General features: G+C 43.8%; 23 protein-coding genes and 2 pseudogenes. 3 read left to right on the top strand and 22 right to left on the bottom strand.

Annotation, left to right across the window (positions count from 1 at the left end; all coding sequences use genetic code 11):
* Window positions 1-13: 13 nt before the first annotated feature.
* The 6 genes from ACESLK_RS26180 to ACESLK_RS26155 all read right to left on the bottom strand — a co-directional run bounded on the left by ACESLK_RS26180 (window position 14) and on the right by ACESLK_RS26155 (window position 6,464).
* Window positions 14-769, bottom strand: coding sequence for a response regulator transcription factor (locus ACESLK_RS26180; RefSeq protein ID WP_373232744.1), 756 nt, complete (start codon window positions 767-769; stop codon window positions 14-16).
* Window positions 747-2,549, bottom strand: coding sequence for a cache domain-containing sensor histidine kinase (locus ACESLK_RS26175; protein WP_373232743.1), 1,803 nt, complete (start codon window positions 2,547-2,549; stop codon window positions 747-749). Before ACESLK_RS26175 ends, ACESLK_RS26180 begins: the two co-directional genes overlap by 23 nt.
* A 112-nt stretch (window positions 2,550-2,661) precedes the next feature.
* Window positions 2,662-4,248: an extracellular solute-binding protein gene (locus ACESLK_RS26170; protein WP_373232742.1), complete on the bottom strand. Its 1,587-nt coding sequence runs from the start codon at window positions 4,246-4,248 to the stop codon at window positions 2,662-2,664.
* Between the two features lie 79 nt (window positions 4,249-4,327).
* Complete coding sequence (locus ACESLK_RS26165; RefSeq protein WP_373232741.1) at window positions 4,328-5,212, bottom strand: carbohydrate ABC transporter permease; 885 nt, start codon at window positions 5,210-5,212, stop codon at window positions 4,328-4,330.
* 36 nt (window positions 5,213-5,248) lie between these two features.
* A complete protein-coding gene (locus tag ACESLK_RS26160) occupies window positions 5,249-6,118 on the bottom strand; it encodes an ABC transporter permease (RefSeq protein ID WP_373232740.1) in 870 nt (289 codons plus the stop codon).
* Window positions 6,119-6,359: 241 nt separating this feature from the next.
* The gene (locus tag ACESLK_RS26155) at window positions 6,360-6,464 is read right to left on the bottom strand and encodes an alpha-L-fucosidase (RefSeq protein WP_373232739.1); all 105 of its coding nucleotides are present in this window, start codon (window positions 6,462-6,464) and stop codon (window positions 6,360-6,362) included.
* Between the two features lie 186 nt (window positions 6,465-6,650).
* Here ACESLK_RS26155 and ACESLK_RS26150 point away from each other — a divergent pair, with 186 nt between their 5' ends.
* The gene (locus tag ACESLK_RS26150; RefSeq protein ID WP_373232738.1) at window positions 6,651-7,556 is read left to right on the top strand and encodes an AraC family transcriptional regulator; all 906 of its coding nucleotides are present in this window, start codon (window positions 6,651-6,653) and stop codon (window positions 7,554-7,556) included.
* Between the two features lie 146 nt (window positions 7,557-7,702).
* Here the strand turns inward: ACESLK_RS26150 and ACESLK_RS26145 are convergent, their stop codons facing one another.
* Complete coding sequence (locus tag ACESLK_RS26145) at window positions 7,703-7,834, bottom strand: hypothetical protein (RefSeq protein WP_373232737.1); 132 nt, start codon at window positions 7,832-7,834, stop codon at window positions 7,703-7,705.
* A 241-nt stretch (window positions 7,835-8,075) separates the two neighbouring features.
* Between ACESLK_RS26145 and ACESLK_RS26140 the strand changes: the two genes are divergently transcribed.
* Window positions 8,076-9,383 (top strand): glycosyl hydrolase family 28 protein, encoded by a 1,308-nt coding sequence (locus tag ACESLK_RS26140; RefSeq protein WP_373232755.1) that lies wholly within the window; start codon window positions 8,076-8,078, stop codon window positions 9,381-9,383.
* A 212-nt stretch (window positions 9,384-9,595) separates the two neighbouring features.
* Here the strand turns inward: ACESLK_RS26140 and ACESLK_RS26135 are convergent, their stop codons facing one another.
* The 9 genes from ACESLK_RS26135 to ACESLK_RS26095 all read right to left on the bottom strand — a co-directional run bounded on the left by ACESLK_RS26135 (window position 9,596) and on the right by ACESLK_RS26095 (window position 22,839).
* Window positions 9,596-11,020 carry a glycosyl hydrolase family 28 protein gene (locus tag ACESLK_RS26135; RefSeq protein WP_373232736.1) on the bottom strand — a complete coding sequence of 475 codons (1,425 nt, stop codon included), beginning with the start codon at window positions 11,018-11,020 and terminating at the stop codon, window positions 9,596-9,598.
* A 43-nt stretch (window positions 11,021-11,063) separates the two neighbouring features.
* Window positions 11,064-12,914: a glycoside hydrolase family 97 protein gene (locus ACESLK_RS26130; RefSeq protein ID WP_373232754.1), complete on the bottom strand. Its 1,851-nt coding sequence runs from the start codon at window positions 12,912-12,914 to the stop codon at window positions 11,064-11,066.
* A gap of 125 nt (window positions 12,915-13,039) precedes the next feature.
* Window positions 13,040-14,698, bottom strand: a complete 1,659-nt coding sequence (locus tag ACESLK_RS26125; protein ID WP_373232735.1) for an extracellular solute-binding protein — start codon at window positions 14,696-14,698, stop codon at window positions 13,040-13,042.
* A gap of 70 nt (window positions 14,699-14,768) precedes the next feature.
* Window positions 14,769-15,653 carry a carbohydrate ABC transporter permease gene (locus tag ACESLK_RS26120; protein WP_373232734.1) on the bottom strand — a complete coding sequence of 295 codons (885 nt, stop codon included), beginning with the start codon at window positions 15,651-15,653 and terminating at the stop codon, window positions 14,769-14,771.
* A 22-nt stretch (window positions 15,654-15,675) separates the two neighbouring features.
* Window positions 15,676-16,644, bottom strand: coding sequence for an ABC transporter permease (locus ACESLK_RS26115; RefSeq protein ID WP_373232733.1), 969 nt, complete (start codon window positions 16,642-16,644; stop codon window positions 15,676-15,678).
* A gap of 309 nt (window positions 16,645-16,953) precedes the next feature.
* Window positions 16,954-19,290, bottom strand: a complete 2,337-nt coding sequence (locus ACESLK_RS26110) for an AraC family transcriptional regulator (RefSeq protein ID WP_373232732.1) — start codon at window positions 19,288-19,290, stop codon at window positions 16,954-16,956.
* Between the two features lie 286 nt (window positions 19,291-19,576).
* Window positions 19,577-20,623, bottom strand: a complete 1,047-nt coding sequence (locus tag ACESLK_RS26105; protein WP_373232731.1) for a PQQ-dependent sugar dehydrogenase — start codon at window positions 20,621-20,623, stop codon at window positions 19,577-19,579.
* 17 nt (window positions 20,624-20,640) lie between these two features.
* A complete protein-coding gene (locus tag ACESLK_RS26100; RefSeq protein ID WP_373232730.1) occupies window positions 20,641-21,705 on the bottom strand; it encodes a cyclophilin-like fold protein in 1,065 nt (354 codons plus the stop codon).
* Between the two features lie 87 nt (window positions 21,706-21,792).
* Window positions 21,793-22,839, bottom strand: coding sequence for an NAD(P)-dependent alcohol dehydrogenase (locus ACESLK_RS26095; protein ID WP_373232729.1), 1,047 nt, complete (start codon window positions 22,837-22,839; stop codon window positions 21,793-21,795).
* 233 nt (window positions 22,840-23,072) lie between these two features.
* Between ACESLK_RS26095 and ACESLK_RS26090 the strand changes: the two genes are divergently transcribed.
* Window positions 23,073-23,618 (top strand): TetR/AcrR family transcriptional regulator, encoded by a 546-nt coding sequence (locus tag ACESLK_RS26090; protein ID WP_373232728.1) that lies wholly within the window; start codon window positions 23,073-23,075, stop codon window positions 23,616-23,618.
* 16 nt (window positions 23,619-23,634) lie between these two features.
* Here the strand turns inward: ACESLK_RS26090 and ACESLK_RS26085 are convergent.
* The 6 genes and pseudogenes from ACESLK_RS26085 to ACESLK_RS26060 all read right to left on the bottom strand — a co-directional run.
* Window positions 23,635-23,787 (bottom strand): annotated as a pseudogene (locus ACESLK_RS26085) (LysE family translocator); the annotation flags it as partial.
* 17 nt (window positions 23,788-23,804) lie between these two features.
* Window positions 23,805-24,180 (bottom strand): annotated as a pseudogene (locus ACESLK_RS26080) (VOC family protein).
* An 86-nt stretch (window positions 24,181-24,266) separates the two neighbouring features.
* Window positions 24,267-24,860 (bottom strand): YdeI/OmpD-associated family protein, encoded by a 594-nt coding sequence (locus ACESLK_RS26075; RefSeq protein WP_373232727.1) that lies wholly within the window; start codon window positions 24,858-24,860, stop codon window positions 24,267-24,269.
* A 31-nt stretch (window positions 24,861-24,891) separates the two neighbouring features.
* A complete protein-coding gene (locus ACESLK_RS26070; RefSeq protein WP_373232726.1) occupies window positions 24,892-25,233 on the bottom strand; it encodes a DoxX family protein in 342 nt (113 codons plus the stop codon).
* Between the two features lie 22 nt (window positions 25,234-25,255).
* Window positions 25,256-25,675 carry an SRPBCC family protein gene (locus ACESLK_RS26065; protein ID WP_373232725.1) on the bottom strand — a complete coding sequence of 140 codons (420 nt, stop codon included), beginning with the start codon at window positions 25,673-25,675 and terminating at the stop codon, window positions 25,256-25,258.
* Window positions 25,672-26,001: an ArsR/SmtB family transcription factor gene (locus tag ACESLK_RS26060; RefSeq protein WP_373232724.1), complete on the bottom strand. Its 330-nt coding sequence runs from the start codon at window positions 25,999-26,001 to the stop codon at window positions 25,672-25,674. Before ACESLK_RS26060 ends, ACESLK_RS26065 begins: the two co-directional genes overlap by 4 nt.
* Between the last annotated feature and the right edge of the window lie 360 nt (window positions 26,002-26,361).

Genomic DNA, 26,361 nt, shown 5'->3' with positions numbered 1-26,361 from the left:
CTTCCGACAACGGTTAATTCTGTTTGAAATGTTCTCGATATTGCCCGGGGGTTTGACCAACGTACTTTCTGAATACTTTATAGAAGGTTCTATGGTTTTCGTAACCGACACATCTAGAGATCTTTTCCAAGGAGGTATTTGGCATTCCAACCAGCAGTTCCTTGGCCTTGTCTATTCGAAGATTATTAATGTAATTAACAAATGTATCGCCAGTCTCTTTCTTGAATATTTGTCCCACGTAACTGGGATGCAAATTCAGGTACTCCGCGACATCCGACAAGGAAATATCCTTCATATAGTTGCTGCCTATATAGTCCTTCAGCATTTTTACGTTATCGTTAAGCTCCGCGGAATGCTGGTCTTGATCCCTTTCAGCACCACTCTCAAGCTGCCTTTCTTCCATTAACTCAATAACTATTCTCTTCAATATATCGGTAAGCTCCTGCTGATTTACCGGCTTAAGCAAATACTCGGCCACGTGCAGCTGGATCGCTTTGCGCGCATATTCAAATACATCGTACCCGGAGAGAATGATGAATCGGGCCACATTCTTTTTTTGGGCTTTGCGTATGAGCTCGAGACCATTCAGCTCGGGCATATGGATATCCGTAATGATTAGATCGGGTTGAAAGTAGTCCATTTTTTCAAGGGCTTCAATTCCATCATACGCGGTCACGATCTTCGTAAATAGCGTTTTCTCCTGCTCAATCATACTCCGAATGCCATCCAGTATAATCGGTTCGTCATCAACAATCATCAATTTTAGCATGGCCATCCTCCTTCAGGGCAAGTATAAGGGTACATATAGTTCCTTCGCCTGCCGTGCTAGTAATGGTAATACCAGATTCCATCCCAAAAAAAGCCTTTATCCGCTCACTTACATTGCTCAAGCCGATCCCTGTCCCTTCCGTTTCAAAGGCGGTGTCTATCATTTTTCCATTCAAAATGTGCTGAAGCATCGATAGTTTCTCTAGATCCATTCCCATACCATTATCAGAAACTTCAATCCTTGCGTAATCCTTCTCCCTGAGCAAACGGATCTTAATTTTCTTCTTTCCTCGTCTCTTCGATAACCCGTGAATCATGCTGTTCTCGACCAGAGGCTGCAGAATAAATCGGGGACATTTAACCGACAAGACAACCTCTTCCACATCTAAATCGAAATGCAAATCGCGCATGCGAATCTGATGAATGGCAATATAGGCTCTTACGTTTTCGAGCTCATCCTGAAGCGTAGTGTCTTTCCCTTTGGATAAGCTATATCGAAGAATATTGCCTAAGGAGAAGGCCATCTCAGCAACCGTAGGGTCATTGTTCCCTCTCGCGAGCATTCGCATCGTCTCTAAGGTATTGTACAGAAAATGAGGCTGGATTTGAGCTTGCAGCATTTTGAATTCCGCCTCCTTCTTCAGGAGCTCCACCTTCTGAACACGGTTAACCAGCTCGTCCATTCGACTGATCATAGCGTTGTAATTGTTAATCAGAAAACCAATCTCGTCTTTTCCGATTTTACCTGTGAAGTGATTGCTTAAGGAATCCAAGCCTACTCTTCTCATATGGCGCGACAAGAGGATGATTCGTTTGGTTAATGAGGTAACGATTAGATAATAAAGAGCCGACAACAACAGGAGAAGAGCGATGCCGCCGGCCGCCCACAATTGCTGCGACGGAAGGAACTTGAAGAGTGCATCTATCTTGTTTACTTCCACCACGGTTAACCCGAGTCGGCTTAAGCTTGCGGAATTGATGAGCAATTGATTTCGATCCGTTAGGAACGCCTTATCTCTCTTATCTCTTACTGCAGATAAGATATCCGAGATTTGGGAATGCGTAAAAGCATCGCTCATTAATTCGTATATGACATTCCCATCCTGATCAATGAGAAGCAGAGCATTGCCGGGATGTTGGTTTCTTAGCTTTAGCAGGTACTCATTTAACAGGCTAGGATTAACGGCAAATTGAATAATCCCGAGATCGCTCTTGTACGAATCATTATAGATATTGTGGAAGTAGGCCACAGAGGGCATATCGGAAGTGTAAGTTTTCGTCCATAATCCTTTAACCGGACGTAAGGAAGCGATTTCATTCGGTTTTAAGCTTTGATCGATTTCATTGTAGCCGCGGAAACCTGGCACCGTTAATAATCGCTTCTGGTATTTAGGATAAATCGTAATCTTGCTGACAAAGGGTTCACCTAAATAAGCATAGGATATGGCGGGACTAATTTCCTTGAGATAGGAATAAATAAGCTCTCTGTCATCTGTATACTCCCCTTGCAGATAATCTATCAAGGCGGAATTATTCTGAAAGATCGAGTACAAGGACTCTATCTTCGCAAGGCTTGAATCCATATTCCCAGTCACTTGCTCGATATTCTGCTGATTTGCCAATTGATATTGGGTGAGCATTTTGTCGTACAATTGGTAATAGATAAAAAAAGCAAAAATAAGAAAGGGGAGCATAACAAGAATCAAGTATCCCATGATCATCTTCGTGCTGATACGCATATTCACGATTTTCTCTGTAAGCTGCATCAATGGATTTATCATGATCCGCTCTTTTCTCTCGTATGTGGAATGAACAACCAAAGCTTGAAGCAAATGAACTCATAAGCAATGTCCACCTCTAAACAGGCTGACATTGCTTATGAGTTAGAATTTCTTATTTCGTCAAGTTATCGTACTTTTCCTTTAGCGGACCGTATTGCTCGTTCGCCCATGCTTCCAGCTTGCTCATCCCAATCTTCTCTGCTTTTGCCATCAATTCATTAAATGCCTTGACGGCTTCATCCTCTGTTGGAGCCAGATAGACCTTGGTGACTTCTGTTGATACCATCGTATCTATATTCGTTCGAATGATCTGTTCAGGAGAATCACTTGCCGGATTTATCATGCCGATAGCCGGATTAAATTTAATGATCTTAGAATACTGCTCTCCTTGCCTTGTCGTTTCAGACCCTGCTTTATATCCGCTGAGCGCCATGCCGACACCAGTTTCCGTTGGAACACCCCACCAGTAAACACCCTTTTTCTTAAGTGTTTCCAAGTCATTCATATCAAAGGTGAATTCCGGATATCCGGCTGGATTCATATTCCAGTCTTTGCCCTCGATACCCCATTGCGCCGTTTTCCATCCTTCATCTGAATACAAATATTTCAGAAATCTAACCGTATCCTCCAGTTTCTTGTTGCTTCGGCTCACATAAAGGCCTAGACCTCCAGTGCCGTTACTATAGATCGCTGCTTCTGGACTCAATGGCTCTGCCAACTGAACGAAGGATAATCCTTCTTCTTTTGCAATTGAATTCAGGCGATCAGCTCCCGAATAGGTCCATGTGTAGGAAAATGCCTTGCTAGCTTTCATCATTTGTTCTGTCTCGGTCTCGTTCTTGTAAGCAAAATTTTCCGATGTGATATATCCATTACGATATAAGCTATTCATATACAATAAGGATTTTAGGAGACCTGGCTGTCTCAGATAATACACTAAGCTCCCATCCTGATCGGCGAATCCGCCGCCCGCTGCACCGAATTGGGTATCAAAGAACGGTCTTTTCCAGTTTGGATTAAGGAGAAGCGGTGTCATGTCGGGATATTTCTCCTTTACCTGAGCAAATACGTTATCCAAATCCGTAAGTGATTTGATTGGTGGGTTACCGATTTCCTCCAATATGTCTTTGCGCAATGTAAGGCCTGGAACCATCATGTGAGCATAAGGATTGGCTTTCCATTCTGCTTCCGTCGAGAAATCATTACGGATGGCGTAATAGTTCCCGTCTTTTGCAGTATTTACAAGCTCCATGATGGGATCGAATTTTACGTCTGGTGCATATTTAGGAAATATCTCATTATATGGATAGCTTAAATTCCCATCCGACATCAGCGTCCAGTTGAAAGAGAGAACGATGTCCGGCAAATCCCCTGAAGCCACCATCAGGGCTAACTGCTTGTCATCTGTTGCAACCGTAATTTTTGGTTTGACACCAGTAGCTTTGGTTATCGCTTCAGGTATTTCACCCGTCCAATCCTGGAACGGATACCAGGTTGCGTCAACGAACATCGTTAATTCAACGGGAGGTTTATCCGGATCTAAGGGAGTACTACTAGCCTCGCTTGAGCTTTCACTAGCAGCATTGCTCGCTTGGCTGGAACTGGCTGGTTCTTTATTAGAGCTGCATGCAGCAAGAACCGTCCCCAAAAATAAAAGGGTTGCAAAAAGCATGGTGAACGTTTTAATGCTTCTTTTCACATTCCATTCCCCCTATAAATAATTGTTTATTTTAGAGCTTCCTCGTTTGCGTCCAAACAATTCGGCTGAAAAACCGCTGTTAACCCTTCACGGAACCGAGCATCATACCCGATACGAAATACTTCTGCAGAAACGGATAAACACCCAGAATCGGAACGATAGATACGACCATAGCCGTTGCCTGAATAGAGAACGGGGTTACTGATGATCTGGACATAGTGGCTGCAGCTTGCGTATTTGCGCTTGGAACCATGGATTGATTGATCACCTGCATCATGCGGTAAGTCAGCGTTCTTAGCTCCTCGTTCTGCACGAAGTAAGCAGAGTCCAACCAAGCATTCCAGTGTCCTGAACCGAGAAACAAGCTCATCGTTGCCATCAGCGGCAAGGAAATGGGAAGGATTATCCTCGCGAATATATGAATTTCGCTTGCACCGTCAATACGTGCCGATTCCCCCAGCTCTTCTGGAATTTCTCTGAAGAAAGAGATGGCTATGAGCAGGAAGAAAATATTGAGCATTCCAGGGATAACATAGACGCCGAAGGAATTAATCAGTCCCAAGCTTCTGAGTACGATATAGAAGGCGATTAATCCGCCGGAGAAATTCATGGCTACGATAACAATTAGAAAATGAGTTCTTCGGAACATCAAATCCCGTTTGGCTAATCCATAAGCGATCATACTCGTAAACAATACACCTAGTATTGTTCCCACTAAAGTTCTCAGTACCGTAACTCCAAAAGCGCTGAGCCATTTAGGATCCTCGAAAAAGGTAATGTAGTTCTCCAGTGAAAACTCTCTCGGCCATAAGTACATTCCGCCTAAATTCGTATCCGTTCCAGCATTCAGAGTAATAAGGAGAATGTAGTAAAAAGGGTATAATGTGATGAATACGATCACGATAAGAACAATCGTTATAAAGCTATCTAACAGCCAATCTTCCTTCGATCTTCTTCTTCGCAAGAACTCATCACCTTCTTTCTCTATTAGGTTAATTCACTAGAATAGACCAGTTCCGGATACTCTCTTGGCTATGGCGTTACTTGTAAATATTAAGAATACCGATATGATAGATTGCATGAGATCGATTGCCGTCGCATACGAGAATCTGCCTTCCGCCAATCCAACCCTGAATGCATACGTTTGAATGATCTGCGATGTATCGTTGTTAATTGCATTACCCAACAGCATGGATTGTTCAAAGTTTGATCCAACGAGTCCCCCACCCAGCATACTTCCGATCGATAAGATCAGAACGACGATGCTCGCACTCTTTAACCCCGGCAGCGTAATGTACAAAATTTTCTTAATTCGACTCGCGCCATCGATTTCAGCAGCTTCGTAAAGCGCCGGATCGATTCCAGCGAGTGCGGCTAGAAAGATAATCGTCCACCAGCCTGCCTCTTTCCAAATCGCGGTCATGACCGCCAATCCCCAGAACGAATCGGGATTCGTCAGCACATCCCATGGCTTCTGAATGATGTGGAACGAGAGCAGCAGATCGTTAAAAACACCATATCCCGTTGAGAAGAAAGCGTATGCAATTCCGGTAACGACAACCCACGAAATAAAGTGAGGCAGGTAGCTGACGGTTTGTACGAATCTCTTAAAGAACAAATGCTTGACCTCATTAAGCATAATCGCGAAGAGGATCGGAACTGGATAGGAGAAAATAACCTTGAGAATGCTCAGCGTCAGCGTGTTGCGAACGAGGTTTGGAAAGTTATAGTCCTCAATTAAGCTCTTGAAATGAAATAATCCAGCCCACGAGCTTGAGAATATTCCTTCTATTCCGGTTGATATTTTGTAATTCTTGAATGCGATAATGATACCGAACATAGGAATGTAACTGAAAATAAGCAAGTACAAGATTCCCAGTCCGACAAAAACCTGAAAGGGTAATTGTTTATGAAATCGCTTTAGAAATACACTATTAGGAATAACAATCACCATCCTTCGGCATTATTTTGTTTCCGTATTCCGATTATAGATGGATAAACTAACTCATGAAAACGGTTCATTTCCAATAAACAGGTGTCCTTTTCGTAGGTGTGTGTGCTGGAAATTAAATGCGAGACAAGCGATAAACCAGGCGCCAACTAACCATAGATTAAGGTTGGTATGTCCGAAGCCATTGGCCTAGCTTGAGAAGTACTTCCTGCTGCTCCAAAGGAATTATGCCGTCCGCTCTCGGACCTACGTTTAGGATCTTCATCCTAGCTCCCCTTCTCCAAAAAAGAATTCCTTATGGCATCCATTATATTCGTTCACCCATTTCGTTTTAATGGATTCAAATGACGTATTTCAACAGAAGATGTCGTTATTTCACAGATTGTTACACATGCGAGAAGCTTTACACGTTATACTGAAAGCATACATCTAACGTCTGGGGGAAACGTATTTGGAATACCCTGCGATCAATTTCGACAACATGAATGTGAAAATCGCGATTGGCGATTACGTATTGAACGTGCTCTATGTGAGATTCGGTTATTTCTACAGTTCCATGCATAGACATAGCCATAGCAACAAAAGCTACGAGCTTCACTACATTCCTGGCGGCTATGGCACCCTTATCGCGAACGAGCAGGAATATCCTATTACGCCAGGCACCTTATTTATGACAGGACCTGATATTGCGCATGAACAATTAACGTCGCCGAATGATCCCATGGCTGAATACTGCATTTGTTTCGAAATCATTCCAGGACCCTCCTGGCCCTATCCTGCGAAGACCCTTGAAGAACAAGAGAGCTACACGATGGCCGAGCTGCTTAAGGAAACATTATTCTGGTTCGGACAAGATACGCAGAATATGCTCCATTCCTTCCAACAGTTGTCCTCTGAAACAATCCATCGATATATTGGTTACGACAGAATGGTTAAGCAGATCATTGAGCAGCTAGTCATCAAGCTCATAAGAAACTATACTGACAATCGTCCGTCCATTCGCCAGCCCCTTCTTCGAACGCTTGACGATGACCGGCTCATTCTCATAGAAGAAAGCTTCCTCACTAACTACAGCGCAATTACTTTGCAGGATTTGGCTAATCTACTTGGCTTAAGCAAAAGGCAGACGGAAAGAACGCTTAGGGAAGACTACGGCTCCACTTTCATGAAGAAGAGAACGGTAGCCAGATTAAACGCTGCCGCTTTTTTTCTAAGGACAACCTCCTTGTCAATTAGCTCCATAGCACATAAGGTTGGCTATTCAACGCTGGAGCATTTCTGCCAGTCCTTCAAGAAACATTACCAGGTATCCGCAAGCTCCTACCGCATATCACGAAATGCAAACACGGGCGAATAGCCGAAATGCGAAGAAAGCTCAGACACTGATCTTCTATTTACCGCACAAAACGCCTGTTACGTTGCCAGAAGCAACTTAACAGGCGTTTTAATGAGCACAGTGTCGGTCCAATAAGCGGCACACCGACGACACCAGGCGAACATTCCTTACTCCGAAGTTGTACCTGCGCCATACAGCTTCCGGTACATCTCGGGCGTCATTCCTTCCAGCGTTCCGATCGTTTCCAGCTGCATGGGAAGCAGCTCCGCCGAAGAGACGGAAACTACGCGTCGCTTCATAGAAAACCTCCATAATCTTATATCCGTTTTCGTTTATTTTATATAGGATGCAATTGTTACAGGAAATACAATAGAGGTATATAATGCATTATTATCATATAAGACGGGGGGATTTAAGATAATTAAGCTCATTAAGTATCCGGGAACCGCATGTGTAGCGGAAAATCGCGATTTCACGGTCAAGGCAAGACCGACGGGCGGCGAATGGGAGCAGCTCTTCGTCTATGACGTCAAAGTGGACATGCATCAGGTCCGTCATGCCTCCATGGCGATGTTCGATTGCTCCGGCCCGATTGAGATTGAGGTTACGAAGAACGAGGGGACCGTAATCGACTGTGTGATTCGACCGTTGTCGCGCGGGGTTGCTTACACGCTTGACGGAAACACGATCAAGTTTACCATCGACGGTCCTCAAAAGCTGTCGGTGGAAGTGAACGGCGACAGGTTCCACAATCTGCATCTGTTCGCCAACCCGCTCGAGCAGGATGCGCCGTCTCCTGACGGGCCGGGCGTCGCTTATGTCAAACCGGGCATCCATCGGACCGAAGACCTTCTTTCGCTCCTGACGGCTGCGGGAACAGACGGCAGTATGACGCATACGCTCTATTTCGGGCCGGGCATGCACCATTTGGAGGAAGTGATTCTGCGTATCCCGTCGGGGAAGACGGTTTACATCGCCGGCGGAGCGGTGGTCGCAGGCTCGATGGTATGCGACTCCGTCAGCGATGTCACGGTCCGCGGCAGAGGCGTTCTTTACTTGACCGAATTCGGGCGATTTTCCGCTTTCCGCGGGGTGCGCATCATCTTCTCCAAGCGGATACGCGTCGAGGGAATTACCCTTATCGATCCGCCGCATTACAGCATCTATATCGGCAAGTCCGAGCAAATCCGGATTGCGAACTTCAAAGCGTTCAGCACGAAAGGCTGGTCGGACGGGATCGATATGATGGCCAGCTCGGATATTGAGATCGAGGACGTGTTTATGCGCAATTCCGACGATTGCATCGCGGTTTACGCCAGCCGTTGGGATTATCTAGGAGATACGCGGAATGTTGCCGTCCGCAATTCCATCTTATGGGCGGACGTGGCTCATCCGATGAATGTCGGCGGGCACGGCAATCACCATAAAGGGGACGTCATCGAGAACGTCCTGTTCGAAAATATCGATGTGCTCGAGCACCATGAGCCGCAGCCCGACTATCGGGGCTGCATGTCGATTAATGCCGGCGATAACAATACGGTCCGGAATGTGACCTATCGGAACATTCGGGTTGAACCGTTCGAGCTCGGACGGCTGTTCGATATCCGCGTGCTCTTCAATCCGAAGTACAATCCGGTACCGGGCAAACGGATCGAGCATATCCGCTACGAAAATATTTCTTTCGCCGGGTATAACGGCAATCCGTCGCAGATCGGCGGATACGATGCGGACAGGACGGTCGAGCATATCGTATTCAAGAATGTTACGATCAACGGGAAGCCGGTGACGGATGCCGAATCGGGCAACATCCGGGTGCTTCCCTTCACTAATTACATCCGTTTTGAATAACACAAAACATGTAAAATGCAGCCCGCCTCATCGTGATGAGGCGGGCTGCATTGACTCCCTTTATTTAAAGCATTTTTTTCAGTAATTCCTCGTTATATGTCTCACGAATAATTTTTATAAGCTTATAAATGGAAACTCTCGAATGCTTTTGCTTCTTCTACATTCTTACTGTCCTTTGGAGCCTCCATTTCAATCATTTCATCCGACTTGCATTAGGTGAACTCGACGTCATGTGCATGCTCTCCAATCCGGATATTTCCGGACTCCGGACTGAGGATATGCCGATCGTTGATTCGCAAATTCCGGAACTTTACCCCCCTTACGAATCTAGACTCATCGAAGCCCGCTATAAGCGACGGGTTGTCGCAAGTTCCGTTGAACGCGATATTGTCAAAGAAAATATTCTCCACCCGGAAGCCGGCGCATGGATTATATTTCGGATTAAAGAGCACGCGAATGTCGATTAGCTGTCCGAGCTCGAAATGTTCTATTCGGATATCACGGTAAGTCACATTCCTGACCGTATTGTTGTCGCCGCAATTAATCGACAAACAGCCCCAGTAATACGGCTGCGGCTCATGATGCTCGAGCACATCGATATTTTCAAACAGGATGTTTTCGACAACGTCCCCTTTCTCATGATTGCCGTGCCCGCCGACATTCATCGGATGAGCCACGTCCGCCCATAAGACGGAATTGCGGACGGCGATGTGCCGTGTGTCCCCCTGATAATCCCAGCGACTGCCGTAAACCGCGATGCAATCGTCTGACGTTCGCATGAACACATCGTCAACATCCACATGGCTACTTGCCATCATGTCGATGCCGTCCGACCATCCGCGGGTGCTGAACGACTTGATATTGCTGATCGAGATATGCTCGGAACTCCCGATCATAACGGTATAATGGGGCGGATCAATGACAATGATTCCTTCGACGGCAATATGCTCGGAGAACAGAATCTCAACGGCGCGATAATAGGTTGTCTTCTCGAAATCGGACATATATACGATCCCACGGCCCCGGATCGTCACCTCCCGTACATGATCGCAGATAAATGCCCCATAGACGACCGATCCTCCGGCTAGATATACCGTTACACCAGAGGGTAAGCGGAATTGCGGCTGTTCCAGAACATGTATGCCAGCATTGAAATAGATGACCGATACTTCTGGCGTGATCAGACGCTGAAGATCTTCGGTCTGGTGTGTGCCCGGCGCAACGACTAAGACGCTCGGATCGTCCTGTATTGGCGCGTCTTCCTCAACCGGATTAGCGAAGATGTGCAAATTGTGGAATCGGTCTCCGTTCACCTCGAGCGACAGCTTTCGTGGCCCGTCGATTATGAATGTCACCTGATTTCCATTGACGACGCCCCCCACCCCCGCAGATGCGGGGCGGATCGCCACGTCATGAATCTCGCCTTCATTCTTGATCACTTCAACTTCAACCGCGCCGGCGCAATCGAAATAAACCATGGAGGCGTTCCGCACATCATGCATGTCCACCTTCACGTTGTAACAAAACAATGGTCGCCATTCGCCTTGGCCTTGTCGAACGCGCACCGTATAATCTGAATTTTCGACTGCCCCCTCAGGAGCCGCGTAGGTGATCACGTCATTTGTTGCAGAAGTCATGTTTTCCCCTCACTTGTTCAATATTGCGATATCCGTTATCCCTTCACGGAACCAATTGTAAGTATATGGCTACTCCTCCCGAGCTTTCCAAATTAAACTCAAGTATGGATTTCTTTGTAACTTCAGCAGATTTCAACTCAACCTTTGTGCGCGTATCAAGTTCCAGTACATCTACATAAATTTGTGCAATATATTTCTTTTTATCATCCAGAAAATGTAGCGGAATTTCCACAGTACGGGCCTTCTCATTATTTATGCATCCGATAAACCAGTCGCTTTCCTTGCGTCTAGCAATCGTTGCATATTCTCCTATTTCTCCTGATATTCCGATTGACTCGTCCCAAATCACAGGAAGCTTCCCCCAAAACTGTATTTCCTGCTCACCTTTCCAATCAGATGGCTTATCATACCAGAACATCATCTGCATAGGACTATAAACTATAACGCCCATAGCCAGCATATGTGCATGAGTCACTTTCAATCGTTGATCATAATAGCAAATCGTATAATCGCCCGCACCAGCCTGAAACCGTACAAAAGGTAATGTTGTATTATGTGAGGCTGTAGGAAAATGCTCGTTCCCCCGAATCCCCTCCTGCGTAAGCAAATTGGGATAAGTACGTGAAAGACCTGTTGGGCGATAAGCATCGTGAATGTTTACCATTAAGCCATATTCATGGCACTTTTTCACGACCTCCACAACCCAACGCGTCCACTCTTGAGGCCCTACTTTCACAAAACCTAATTTTATGCCTGCTATTCCCCATTCCTTCCATACAGGCAGTGATTCATCCAGGTATGGCTCTGCAGCCGTTCTGTCTACGTAGATGAAAACGCCGATTCCTTTCTCCTTCCCATAGGAAATGACTTTCATTAGATCCAGGTCACGGTCCGGCGCTTCCCTTCTGGGGTCGCTGGCCTTATCTTCACCTTCAAGCGATCCATACCAGCCGCCATCAAAAAGAATATATTGGAACCCATGGTCTGCGCAAAAATCTATACAGCTGAACGCACTTTGAGTGGACAGCAGCATATCCCTCAAGGCCTTCCCGGGCTTAACATATTGAAACTCTACCGCCTTGCAGGGTTCGCTAAGATTCAGTACCATATTGCTCCGGCATAGCAACTCTGCTGCATAGTCTGCAAGTATAAAAGTACGCCATGGCGTGGCAAATGGCGTTTGTCCTTTTACATAGGAAACTAAACTATCATGTTCATCCTCATCTAATGTAAACCCATACCCTACATAATCATCTTGGCTAAAAAGCCCGAATAAATGTCCTGACAAATGGACTTTTAAAGTGTTTTCGGCTTCTTCATCCTTTACAATCAACATTCTGGCATAATCAATCAGGCCGGCTTCATGAATAAGAACATATCCGCCTTCCGGTAATTGCACGGCAAATGGACGCTCACAATAACCGCTTACGTCTGCCACTGGTTTTACTAAATATTCTCCTTCAACTCCATGCTCTTCCCATGCCATACTTCCTTGAGGAAAGGTAAATCTAGTATCCTCACAAGTAATGGTGAAATGATTAATAGATTCCTGTTCGGGCAAGAAGTATTGAAAAGCTGTTCCTTCGGCATATGCGCGTAAACGGATTCCCATTATCCTGCCCAAGTCATCTTCCACGCAAATGGTTGCCTCTTCGAAGCTTTCATCAATTACAGCCCGTTCACCGTACAAAGGGTTCCATGCACCATCCGCATTTCTTTTTGTAACGCTTCTGATTTTGAGACCCTCACATAAAGGAGGGGTATCTGCAAGATACAGGCCAAGCCTTGAAGACATAACCATAGTTGTTCCGTTACGCTTAACGGTATACCATAGTTTCCCATCCTGATCCAAACTCAAGCCAATACAATTTCCCCCATATGATGCTTCTATCATCATACCTCTCACCTCTAGATTCGACTCAAATTGCTTATTAAGACGAAGCTCATCGATTTTCTCCTCCATAGTTACACAACCGGCACCCATCAAAGATAGGTGCCGTCTGCTAACTTCTCTGAAGATTACTTGCCGCCTGCATCAAGATAAGCTTGGACTTGCTTGAGGACTTCCTCACGTACTTTTTCCAAGCCCAAGGCACGCAATTCTTTATTACTATTCTGAGCAAATTCTTTCCATTTCGGGTCCAAGCCAGTCATCAGAATATCTGCTGCTTGCTGGATCTTAGGATTGAGCTTTGCGAGTTCTGTTGTAACCGGTTTTGTATCAAAGACGAAGGCAGCTAGCGGGACTTGGTAGTAGCTATTCGTGTCCTTTGCATACTCAATGTATTTCAACATTTCCGGAGAATTGCTCATATTATTTCTGGACAAAGTCGGATTCCAGGTCATTTCATAGCCTTGGAAAATATAATTTGAGCTATTATCAGTCGTATTGTATCCGTCGTCTCCAACCGCAGTCCAATGATCGCCTTCGATCCCCAGCTCGATCAAGTCATGGTTCTCTTTGCTGCTGAACATCCAATCCAGAAATTTCATGGTGCGTTCTACATTTTTCGAGCTTGAGGGAACAACCGCACTGTTGTTGGCAATGAAGGTGGTGCGGATCGCGCCGGGCTTCATATCCCGAATATCATCACTCGTATAGAAGAAAGGCTCATAATCCGCATTGGCATTAATTTTCTTTAAGTCCAACGTATTTTTCGTCAAATTGTAGATGGTCGTTTCAATTGCAGCAACTTTGTTCTTATCAAGTGCTTCTACTGCTTGTTTCGATAATGGATCTTTGTTCGTGTACCCATTACCATAGTACTCCGCTCTCGTCCCGAAATGGCCGTAAATCGAATCGTGCGTGTTAAACGGCGCCGGGAAGTTGGCGAATGCGGATTCCGGATCGCCGATGGTTGCAGCGCCAAGCACTTTCTTCCCGTCTGGCGAGATAGCAACGCTGAACGGTACCCCACCCGTAAACGATTCCGGTTTGATAGCTGCAAGTCGAATGTCTGTGCGCCCTTTCTCCTCTGGTATGCCAAGACGGAATATACCACGGCCTCCAATACTAAACGGTGTATAGTCAGGATGCTTCGTCTTTACAGCTTCCAGGTAGTTTTCTAAATCCTCCATCGATTTGACCGGCGGCAAGCCGAGTTCTTCCCGGATATCTTTACGGATAGCAATAATGAAAGGATCGGAATAAGCCGTTTGGAAAGGAATCGTGTAGATGTGGCCGTTGACTTTATTATTTTCCATCATTTCCGCAGGGAACGCTTTCTTCAGTCCCGGGTATTCATCATTGTTGAAATATTTATCAAGCGGCTGGTAGTAGCCCAGACTGAGGTGGTTAAAGAGCGTTGCCCAAGGCGCATCGAAGGTCAAGTCAAAAGATTCGCCTGTAGACATGGCTAACAGCTGTTTTTGTCTGAACTCAGCACCCGGGACGAAATCAAAATTGATTTTGGTATTTAGTGTGTCTTTGGTACGTTTCTCGAATTCGGCCAGCACCTTATCCAAATCTGCCTGCCTATCGCCGAAGAACATGAACTTCAACGTTACCGGGTCTGGAGTTTGTGCAGCATTTGTTTCTTTTTCCGTTTCTGTTGCTTGCGATGCGCTGCCGCTATTGCTGGCGGCTGGTTCCTTGGTTGAGCAAGCTGTCAATGCTGTGCTCAACATAAGAAGCAGTGCAAGTACGGGTAAAGCGAGTTTTCTGAATCTGACTTTCATTTTCTGTTTCCTCCCTTAATTTGGTGTATCTATACTAAACCGCCATAGCGGGTTTAGCCCATCAGTGGGATCAGCCTTTAACAGAACCGATCAACAAGCCTTTAACGAAATACTTTTGAACGAACGGATACAAGAAGATAATCGGGCCGATCGTGACAATCGTTGCGGACATCCTCGTTGTCAACGTAGGAGTCGCATATTCGGCTATAGTAATATCCTGAGCGAGCTTCTGACTAAATTCGACACTATCGAGAATCCGTTTAATCAAATATTGCAGCGGGAACAAATTCGGATCTCGAATATAGAGCATCGCCTCAAACCATTTGTTCCAAAAGGCAATGGCATAGAACAAACTGATAGCCGCCATAGCGGGTAAAGAAACCGGAATCATGATTCGAAACATAATATAGATCTCATTAGCGCCATCGATTTTAGCCGATTCCGCTAATGATTCGTCAATTGATTTGAAAAAGTTGCGCATCAAGAACATATTAAACGGGTTAAGCAACGATGGAATGATCAGCACCCATATCGTGTCTGTCATTCCCAAATACTTCGTGATCAGAATGTAGCTGGTAACAAGTCCGCCATGAAACAGCATCGTAAAGAAAACATAAAAGATGATATAGTTTCGGTACTTCAAGGAACGCAGAGACAACGGATAGGCCATGGCACACGTAACCAGCATGGCGAGAGCGGTCCCGACGACAGTGATAAAGAGGGTTACACCATAGGATCTATAGATCGTGTCGTTTTTTAACAATAACTGATACGCATCTAACGAAAACACTTTGGGGAACACTTTGAAGCCATATTTCATTAACGCCGTTTCTGTGGACAGCGATGAGCTGAGTACGGTAACGAACGGCACCAAACAAGCGATAGCAAAAACGATAATAGCCACGTACATAATGATAAGCAGCAGACGGTCTCCGGTACTTTCTTTTATGTTCATATTTCTTCTCCTCTATCCTGTATTAATACAACGCCGAATCGGGTGAATATTTGCGCGTGATTTGGTTGACAGTCAGTACAAGTATAAAACCGACAAAGGATTGAAATACGCCAACAGCCGATGACATACTGATATTGCCTAATTCCATCAGCGCACGATACACGTAGGTATCGATTACATCGGTGGTTGGATACAAGAGGGCATTCGGACCGACAATGGCATAGATCATTCCAAAATCACCGTAGAAGATTCCGCCCATGGCCAGAATCATCAGCAGGATGATCGTCGGTTTCAACATAGGCAGGGTGATATGCCATATTTTCTTCCACCTGTTTGCGCCATCCATCGATGCCGATTCATAAATTTCGGGATTAATGCCGGAGATGGTGGCCAAATAGACGATAGACCCGAAGCCCGCCGCGTGCCAAATTTTGGTAACTATCAAGAAAAACGGCCAGTATTTGGCTTCATTGTAGAACGTAATGGATTCGACCCCGAACATGTTCAAGATTTGATTCACCATTCCGCCTTGATACGGTAAGAAAATCGATACGATCATGGCGACAACCGTCCAAGACAAGAAATAGGGCAAGGTTACAATCGTTTGCGTGAATACTTTGAACTTTTTGGAATTGATCTCCGAAAATATGATCGCAATCGAAACGGAAACGACCATCGTGCTAAATATAAACATTAAATTCAGAAATACGGTGTTGAATATAACCCGAAATATTTCAGTAGATTCAAAAAAAAACCGAAAATTTTCAAAACCGACAAAAGGGCTTCCAAAAACTCCTTCTATGGGTCTGAAATCTTGAAAGGCAATGACGATCCCGAATATCGGCAAGTAAGCAAAAACAAAGATTAGCAGGATGCCGGGCAAAGTCAGAAGGTACAGTAAATGATTTTTGCGAATCTCTTGAAAAAACGAGTTTTTCTTCTTCGTGTTTATTTTTTGTGGTTGGTTTTGATACGATATGGACCTTTCCATCTACATCCTCCCCCATGACTTCTTTTTTTGTTGCGTGTTATCAATATGCCTGACCACACGATATTTCGAAAAGGCTAACATAAGGCACATTGTACGAAAATGGAAATTAACGTATATAAAAAACGGCATATTGAATAAATTTCGCAGAAAAGCGTCTCAGACCAAGTAAAACGGCTTCGCCGTCCTTGGGACGGCAGTAGACGTTTGTATCGAGCGATAAGATGAGTATAAAGACATAGAAATTTATACTTTCTTATCGCAAAATAAAAACCGCTAGTTCCGTAAAGGAAACTAGCGGCCATCCGTCAGTCACATCATCATGCTTTCCAATTTATTTTCCCTGCGGTAATGATCCGGCGACATCCCTACATGCTTTTTAAACAAAACATAGAAATAACTCGTATTTTCAAATCCGACCATTTCACCTATTTTTTTAGCGGAATGATCGGTATGGATCAGGAGCTCTTGCGCTTTAAGGAATCGATGCTCGGCAATATGCTCCGCGACTGACTTGCCTGTCTCTTCTTTGAAAAGCTGTCTTACATATCTGGTCGACAAACCGACCAATTGCGATAATACATCCAAAGATAGATCGGGTTGCGTAAAGTGTTCTTTAATATATGCCACCATTGTTTCAACCGTCTTGCTATTTTTGGACCTTGCTTCTCTGTCTCGGATCGCGACAATTCTTCCACATAACGAAAGAAACCAGGTCTCGATTTGTTCCAGTGTATCCAATCGCAATAATTGCTGTTGACACGTATGAATTTCCAAATCGGCGTCTTCACGATCAAAGCTTGACATTCCTTTGGCCGTTCGAATGGTCATCACCAACAATTGTACAAGCGAAAGGATAACCTCATCGTACTTGAATGGATGGATCACCACAAAAAAATCAGCTGACAACTCCCGAAGCTGCTCCATTTCGCCTGCCCTCAAGCTGTTCATCATTTGCTTCTCTAATTCAACGGGATATTCATATTCTTTGGTTTCTTCCGAGAGAACGTCCTCATAAGCGATCAAGCTATTTGTTCCGTATACCAATCTGAAGTGAACAGCTTGGTAAGCGCCCAGTCTTGATAACTTCAAGTCTTCAACTTTTTCTGCGATAGGACCAATCGATGCTGTCACGGTTATTCTCAGAAATTTTTCTACATTCATCTGAATCTCTGTCAATATCGACTTGACTATCACTTCGTGTTGATCTTCGCCAGAACCAATATTAAATATCAGATCAAGCGAATCATAGCCGTCTTCGATGATTTCCAAATTATGGGACATCAAAGCAATTTCCCTGCTAATATTCACAATGGCATATTTCAACAACGAAATATCGACCATATCATATTTCTCCGACATTTCATGGAAGGCATCCATCTTAAGTACACAAACCACATATCGATCCGTTTCCAAACCAAGATCAAGCCTCTTCATCTCATGTTGTACTTCGGCGCCATTTCCTGCCGTCCCATGCAATATGGAACGTAGGAGGCTCTGCTTGCGGGCCGATACCGACTGGTTGATGTCGGATTGAAGGGTCTTCACTTTATTCTCCAGCAAAGAAAACGATTTATTTAATACATCGTACTCATTAAGTGCCGGCTTTTCCTTGGACTCTGTCGTCGGTAACGTTCTTTTGATTAAATGATAAATTGGCACATATATGATTTTGGTGAAGAATGCCGAGGTAATCGCCATAATTGCTAAACATAGAAGGGTCATTTTTAAGATAAAGCTTTGGAGTGCAGTCACTTTGCCTAGCAGCTTATCTTGATTGGCCAAAATAATGAAGTTCCAACCAAGCCGATCCGCTTTTACGTAAGATACCATATAAGTCTTGTTATTAAGTTTGGAAGTCAAATTCCCGCGTTTTTCATTACTACCCAGAATAGACTTCATTATTTCTTCAAGCGCATCGTTATCCTGTAACATCTCATCGTCAGGGCGGGAAATGATGAGTCCTTGATCATTAACGATCATCATTTGATACATCCCTTCGCTGCTTCCCTTCATGACAAGCTCCTGCAGCACATTTTGGTCGAGATTCACAACCATGCTGTTCTGGAATCCGTCAGGCATTACATTCGAATACACGATCGAGATTAAATTTTGGGGTTCTGCGGTCGTGCTATTGGGAAACGTAAAGACTGCCTTCCGGGGGATCAAAATACTTTGCTCGTACATATTCTTCTGTGCCAGCAACTCTGTCATGCCCTTATCGAAAAAATTGTCAATGGTGCTGAAAGTCATTGCCGAGGAAAAGACAAGTTCTATATTGTAGTTATATACATATACAGAAGAAACTAATGGGTTGTCCTGAATGAAATTATTGAGCTGACTGTTAATATTATACATCTCACCTGTTGTGAAGTCTTTTCCATTCATTGCACTAATAATCCATTCATTATTTAGAAACAATTGGGAATAATAATCAAAGGTAGATGATAGAAGGATGTTAGCCGTATTGTAGGACTGTTCTATCATTCTAGAGGAGGTTTCATTGACCTCTTTCGTTAAATCACTTGAAACCTTATGCAAAATGACATATGAAAATCCGGCAATAAACAAAATACCGACGAGCGCATAGGAGAGAATGATTTTAAATAGCATATTTTTCTTTCGTACAAATGCCAATATCTTTTTCATATTGCTCGCCACCTAAGTGAATATATTGAAACAGATTAATATATTATACCTCCTAAGAAGGAATATACATATCGTTAATGACTTCCACCACTTGGAATCTTTCATTGTTAGATAAATAGGCAACGACACTTCTCTAATGAGGAGCATACATGGGTTAAAGTATTAGACTGACCCGAGTAATAGCAACAGCGGCAGCATGGACTCGAAAGTCCAAAACTGCCGCTGTTTTATTGAACTATCGCTCCCCCGACCGTGATAGGCAGCATTGAGTAGTACAGCTTTCATGTTATTTTGATTCTGAAAGTGAGATTCTGTATAGCTTATCGCCGTTCTCTTGTGGCATACCACGGCCGTCTGTATTATTACTAATGAAATACAGGATATTATCTTCAATTTGCACGTCTCGAATTCTGCCAAGTCCGGTGATGACTTCACGTTGTTCGCCTGTTTCAAGGTCGAATTCTAATACCGCGGATCCTCTTAATGCTGCAACATACAATTTGTCATTATAAATGTCCATTCCGGAAGGTGCCCAAGTTGCTTCATCTTCGGAAGTAAATAGCGGTGTCACCATGCCATCCTGTTGCTCATAGCCTTGAATAATCGGCCAGCCATAATTTTGACCGGCTACTATTTTGTTGATCTCATCATTTGCATTACTACCGTGCTCACTTGCATAGAGAGTGCCGTCAACTGACCAGGCAATTCCTTGAGGATTTCTGTGTCCATAACTATACACGTAGGAATTGGGAAACGGATTATCACTTGGTATTGATCCATCAAGATTCATTCTTAAGATTTTTCCGCCTAATCCATTGGGATCTTGTGCAATATCTGATTTAGATGCATCACCGGCAGTTGCATAAAGCTTTTCATCAGGTCCAATCTTAAGCCTTCCCCCATGATGGTAAGAACCACTCGGGATATGATCGAGAAGCAAACTCTCTTCTCTCCATACGCTATCATCCAAACGGAGAGTTACAATACGGTTAAATTGGCCGGAGTCGTCATGATATGTATAATACGCATAGGCTAGATTAGATTTCGTAAAGTCAGGAGCGAGCGCGAACCCTAACAACCCTGCCTCTGAGGCCGTCACAAGTTCTTTCTCGAGTTCCACCCTTTGTCGCTCAATTTCACCATTTTCAATTTTTGCGATGCTCCCTGGTCTTTCTGTTAAATAGAAGGTATTCCCCAATTTCACGATAGACCAAGGCACCTGTAGATTTTCTCCAATTATTTCTAGTTCTTCAACTACAGGATCTTGTTGTTCATTAGCAGAACACCCAGCGATTAGAAGTATTGCAAACAAAATGGGTATGACTTGATTCAACTCCAATCACCTCTCCATTATTCCATTTTTTCAATTTTCACTGTAAAATCACCACTCATATTTCTAAGCTTTTCTGCAAGCTCTTCCATTCCAGATTCAATCTTGCCCAGCATAATAAGTCCATTTGAATAGCCAAAATCTTTATAGTATAAAACCAAATTCCCCCAAGGGGAAAAATAAGCGAAATCTCCAACGGACGGATCGCTTCCTGATGATGCATCTTCTGTAGATAATTTATTATCCAGATAAACAATTTTTTCGGTTTCTGCATAATCTTCAAAAGTTAATGTTAATGGGAGCCGTGTTAAAAAATCTCTGCTTGTTGGATTATCATACATGTTCACAATGACTTCCTCGTTGCCGAAGGTCAACTTTATCCTAGCATCTTCTACACCATAATTATCAATTAAAGAATCATTGGTAATTGCGGCGCTTTCGTTGGTAACTATACCCGCAAATAATTGTTGCACAGGCTCTGCGGCCTTGGCGTCAACAGCACCGTCGGCCACTAATTTATCTAACATGGTGTGATCGCTGTTTTTAAATTTGGTTGATAGCGCGGAATAAGATACGGCAACCATATCGCCGCGAAGGAAAGTGTGGGTGATCGTATCCAACAGTCCAAGCTGACCAGCTGCTTTTATTGCCGTCCCGTAGGTAAAGTCACTGCCATCCTCGAAACCCAATGATCGAAGTACAAAGGCAGAATACATTTGCAGATTGCATAAACCGTCAGGATCGAATTCCTCGTCACTTACGCCTCTGGTCAAAGAGTTGCTATACATATAAGCAATATATTTGTCTGCCCAGGCAGGGACATCGGTAAATGGATGGCTGTAGTTACCGTTTTGCGCCTCTTTTTCCATGCCCAACAGACGAACCAGCATGATCGCAGCTTCGGTACGGGTAACTTGTTTTTCTAATTCATAACCAGCATCGGTTCCGAGGAATAACCCTAAACTGTTTAGGGTATCTGCTTTCAGATTATCTTCAGATGCTGATGCCGTTTGTCCATAAATGCTCGCGACCATTACCATAATAAACATCAAATGGATCGGTTTCGAATGTTTTTTCGTTTTCATTTCATTTTTCCTCCCTTTAACCAAGGTTAATTTTTCCCCAAGGGGAATAATAAGTGAAATCTCCTTTCGGTTCCCGCGTAGGACGAGTTACAAAGTGGAGATGTCAATAACGAATCGATAACGCACATCACTTCGGAGAACACGACCGTACGCTTCTTCTACTTGGTCTGCACTGATCACCTCAATTTTAGGGGCGATGTCGTGTTGAGCGGAGAAATCAAGCATCTCCTGTGTTTCCTGGATACCACCAACGAGCGAACCGGCAATACTGCGTCGACCCATAATTAAGGAAAACACACTGTACTGATCCGGCGTGCCTGGTGCACCTACATTTACAAGCGTTCCATCTACGCGAAGCATCGATAAATACGCATCAACGTCAAGATTTGCAGACACTGTATTTAAGATGAGGTCAAATCGACCTGACAATTTCGTGAATGTAGCCGGATCACTGGTCGCAAAGTAATGATCTGCGCCAAAACTCAGAGCTTCATTTTTCTTATTCAAAGATCGACTCAAGACAGTTACTTCAGCACCCAATGCATGGGCGTATTGGATTGCTAGGTGGCCAAGGCCCCCCACTCCCACTATGGCAACCTTCTTGCCTGGGCCGGCTTTCCAATGCTTCAAAGGAGAGTACGTTGTGATACCTGCACACAATAGTGGGCTTGCTACATCCAAATTTAGACTTTCTGGAATGCGAACAACGAACCTTTCTGTCACCACTATTTTTTGGCTATACCCTCCGTATGTTGGATCCCCATCGTAATCCAATGCATTATAGGTTAAGATAACGCCTTTCGTACAAAATTGCTCTTCACCACGGAGACAATATTCACATTCTCCGCAGGAATCAACAAAGCAACCAACTCCAACACGATCGCCTACAGTGAACTTTGTAACTTCTGTTCCTACAGCTGCCACAACTCCGGCGATTTCGTGACCTGGAACCATTGGGAATATTCCACCACCCCACTCCCCGTATGCACTATGAATGTCGGAGTGGCAGATACCGCTAAACTTAATATCTATTAGGATATCTAGAGGTCGTAGTGCTCTCCGCTCAATGTTAGTCCGTTCAAATGCTGCTTTTGCACTTGGGACACTTAGAACATAGGTCTTGTTTTTATCCATATTGCACATAAGAGACAATCCTTTCTTTTTGAAACTGAAGTTTTTGAATTAAAAAAATTACTTTCCACATTTCCAGCTTCCCTATATAATCGATATTGATCGATTAGTCGACATCTGTCTATAATCATAAACAGAAACAAAATGCTTGCAATCGTTAAATTAAACTTATTTGTCGATTATTTTACAATTTACCTCTTAGTGTTGATTAATTAAGAAAGTTTGGTGAGTTCCTCATGGCAAAAGTGGATAGAAGAATACTCAAATCTCAAGAAGCAATAAAAAAAGCTATTATTGAACTGATGTCTGAAAAAAGTTTTGATGGCATTACCATACAGGATATTTCTGATAGGGCAAATGTTCACCGAGCAACCATATATCTTCATTACACGGATAAATTTGATCTACTAGATAAGCTCATTGAAGAACATATTAACGAAATGCGGGAAATCAGCGTATGGGCATGTGAAATGAATTGGAGAGATGCGAACCTGGTCTTTTTCGAATACTTTGAGCGTAATTATTTATTCTTTTCGACGATGTTAGCGAGTAAAGGAGCCCCTTCCTTTCGTACTCGGTTCCTTGAATTTCTTATCGAAGAGTACAAAGAGGAAGTGGATATAACCGAAGAAAAAAATCGCGGATTGAATGAAGATGTTATGGTTCTATTTATGGGAACGTCTTTCGTAGGGGTAGTGGAATGGTGGATCACGAATGGAATGCCTTATCCGCCTCATGTCATGGCAGATCAAGTGGGGATCTTGTTAGAGAGGGTTGTATAATCGATCTGATAATCTTAGAATCTGCGCTTGCTGCCCCTAATCCGGATAGCAATCCGTAAACTCGTCCTTGTGATAGTGTTCTTTTAATCACAAGCACACCGATAGGTCCAACAGGGGCAGCAATAGAAAATCCAATTGCTAAACCCTTTAATAACAGGAAAATGTCCATAACTCTGAATGTTCCTTCTACAGATACCCAAGAAACTCGAGTCGATTTCCAAATGGATCTTTTAGATAAAATCGTTTGATACCTTCATCGCTGCGTGCATCATCATAAATTATTTGGGTATTCATTTGAAGCAAGTATTCCTCTAGACTATCTAAATCTTGAACATGAAATGCTGGGTGAGCTTTGGTTGCGGGTACAAAATCTTTTTGAACCCCAATATGAACTTGATGATTACCACATTGAAACCAAACACCACCACGTTTTTTTTTAATTTTCAGGTTTCGGTACTTCCGTCCAGCCTAACAACTCTTTAAAAAACGTTCTGGCTTCTGCCTCACAACCTTCTGGTGCCGCTAATTGGACATGATCAACTCCAATAAAACAAAATGACATGTTAAATCCTCCTCTAACAGAAATGTTATATGAGTGCTTTGGTCATTATAAAATCTTTTTGTTCCCGAATTTTCTCATCGAATATCCTAATCATCTAAGCCCTTTCCGCCTAGAATATGAGGCAAATATTTTTCAACCCTTGACTCTCGAGTTTTGGATTGTTTGGGTGAAGAAAAATGAAGAATGTACGCTCTTTGCCGTCCCGGAGTCAATGCTTCAAAAGCAGTTTTCAAGTCAGGGATTTCAACGAATTTATTTTGTAATTCTTCAGGAATGATGTATTCCGTATTCTTTTTATAGTTCACTTGCAAACCGGCTTTTTCAACTTCAATGGCTTCATCGATATAAGTTTTCAAGATAAGCTGCATCTCATCTATTTCTTGAACATTGGTGAACCGAATCTGGCGCGCCGCCTGTACATTCTCCGTTTGTTGGATTAGGATACCATGGGGATCTTTTAACAAGGCACCTTTGTGAAACAGAAGCGCGCAGTATTCTTTAAATCCATGTATTAAAACAATGTTTTTATCCTGAAACGTGTAACAAGGATGCATCCACTTAAACTCTTCGGTCAACTCGCAGTCAAGAACGATATTTCTCAACAACTCGAATTCTTCCTTCCACTTTTTAGCCTTACTAAAAAAAGGATCAATCTTAGGATTCCTTTCACCTTTTGTCATCAAGAAACACCCCTTTTCAATTTTAGTGTACTCATTTGATTGCTACCAGAGTGGCTGCAATCAAAGTAATCACAAAGGCCGGCATCGCACTTCCGACAGGATGCTTGACTCTGAAATGTGAAAGGCATGCCACCAGCATTGTAATGCCAATCCCAATGCCTGCCCATGCGGCTACTAAAGGATACCAGTATCCGATAACAAGTCCGGCTGCCCCGGCTAGTTGAACGAGCCCCGTGATAACTCGAAACCATTGCGGCAGTTTAAGCGAATCGAACATTTCAACAAAATTTTTCGCGCCAGCCAGCTTGCTTCCGCCGCCAAAGGCCATGGAGACGAGCAGAAAACTTTGTAAAACAATGAAAATGATATACATATGGTTCTCCTTCCTATAACAACTAGGCCAATGCCTTTTCAAGCTCGCCGCACCATTTACTCCAGCCATACTTAGCTCCATTGAGAGCTGGTTCATTTGAGATTCCGGTTTGTTCGAGATGAAGATTAACCTTTCCGTCCCCTAAATCTTGCAGCGTCCAGGTGACCGTGTGCTTCTCCCCTCCGCTGGCCCAAGTATAGGACACCCGGTTTGGTGCGTCCACGATAAGCACTTCTCCGTCAATAATGCCATCCCAATATTCGGACGGCTGAGTGCGAAACTGAAAACGGTGCCCTACGACGGGCTTAAAATCATTATCCATCGCCTCACCTGTGTGGATGTTGGCCACCCACTTGGAAAGCTTGCTTGAGTCGGTTAAGGCGGACCAAAGCTTCTCGATCGATGTCGTGTACTGAAAATCCAAGGATAATGTTAAACTCATTCTTCTTCCTCCTCTAATAGTTGGTTCAAGCGCAATAAATTCGTACTCCAGAACTTGCTGTAGAAAGCCACCCAATCTTGAATTTCTCTGAGTGGAGAGGCGTTTAGACTAAATCGCGTTTCTCTGCCGACTTTTCGGTCAAGTACCATTCCGGCATCTTTAAGGATGGTCAAATGCTTGGATACCGCTGTACGGCCCATTTGAAACTGTGCCGTTAATTCATGAAGCGGTATCTCCTCTGCCTCTGCTAACAGACGAATCAGTCGGCGTCTGGTTGGATCTGCAACCGCATCAAACACATCCCGCAACTGGTTGTTCTCGCTCACAACACCCTCTCCATTCTGTAGTAGAAATCTATTGGTGGTACGAAGGTACAGCCGTTAATTTCGCTACCTCCTCATAATTGTTTCAAGTGAAACTTATTCAGGTTCCAACTTTCCAAATGACTAATTCCTAATTGGACACCATTTAGTGATGCTTTTATTGTGGGTCACCATTTGGTGTCGTGTCAAGCTTCGCTGGTACTACCCCTAATTGCTGGACATTTTAGATTGATAAAAAATCGAGTAGGAGGGAGTGATTAACTCCCGACCTCTCACACCACCGTACGTACCGTTCGGTATACGGCGGTTCATGAAATATTCCGTAGTGAGTTATATCTGTCCACTAAACTCTTCAAACCATTA

Origin of the sequence: Cohnella sp. (assembly GCF_041640265.1) — a bacterium.
GTDB lineage: Bacteria > Bacillota > Bacilli > Paenibacillales > Paenibacillaceae > Cohnella.
Note: the sequence above shows the minus strand (reverse complement) of the source record. Positions and strands in the feature narration are given on the sequence as shown.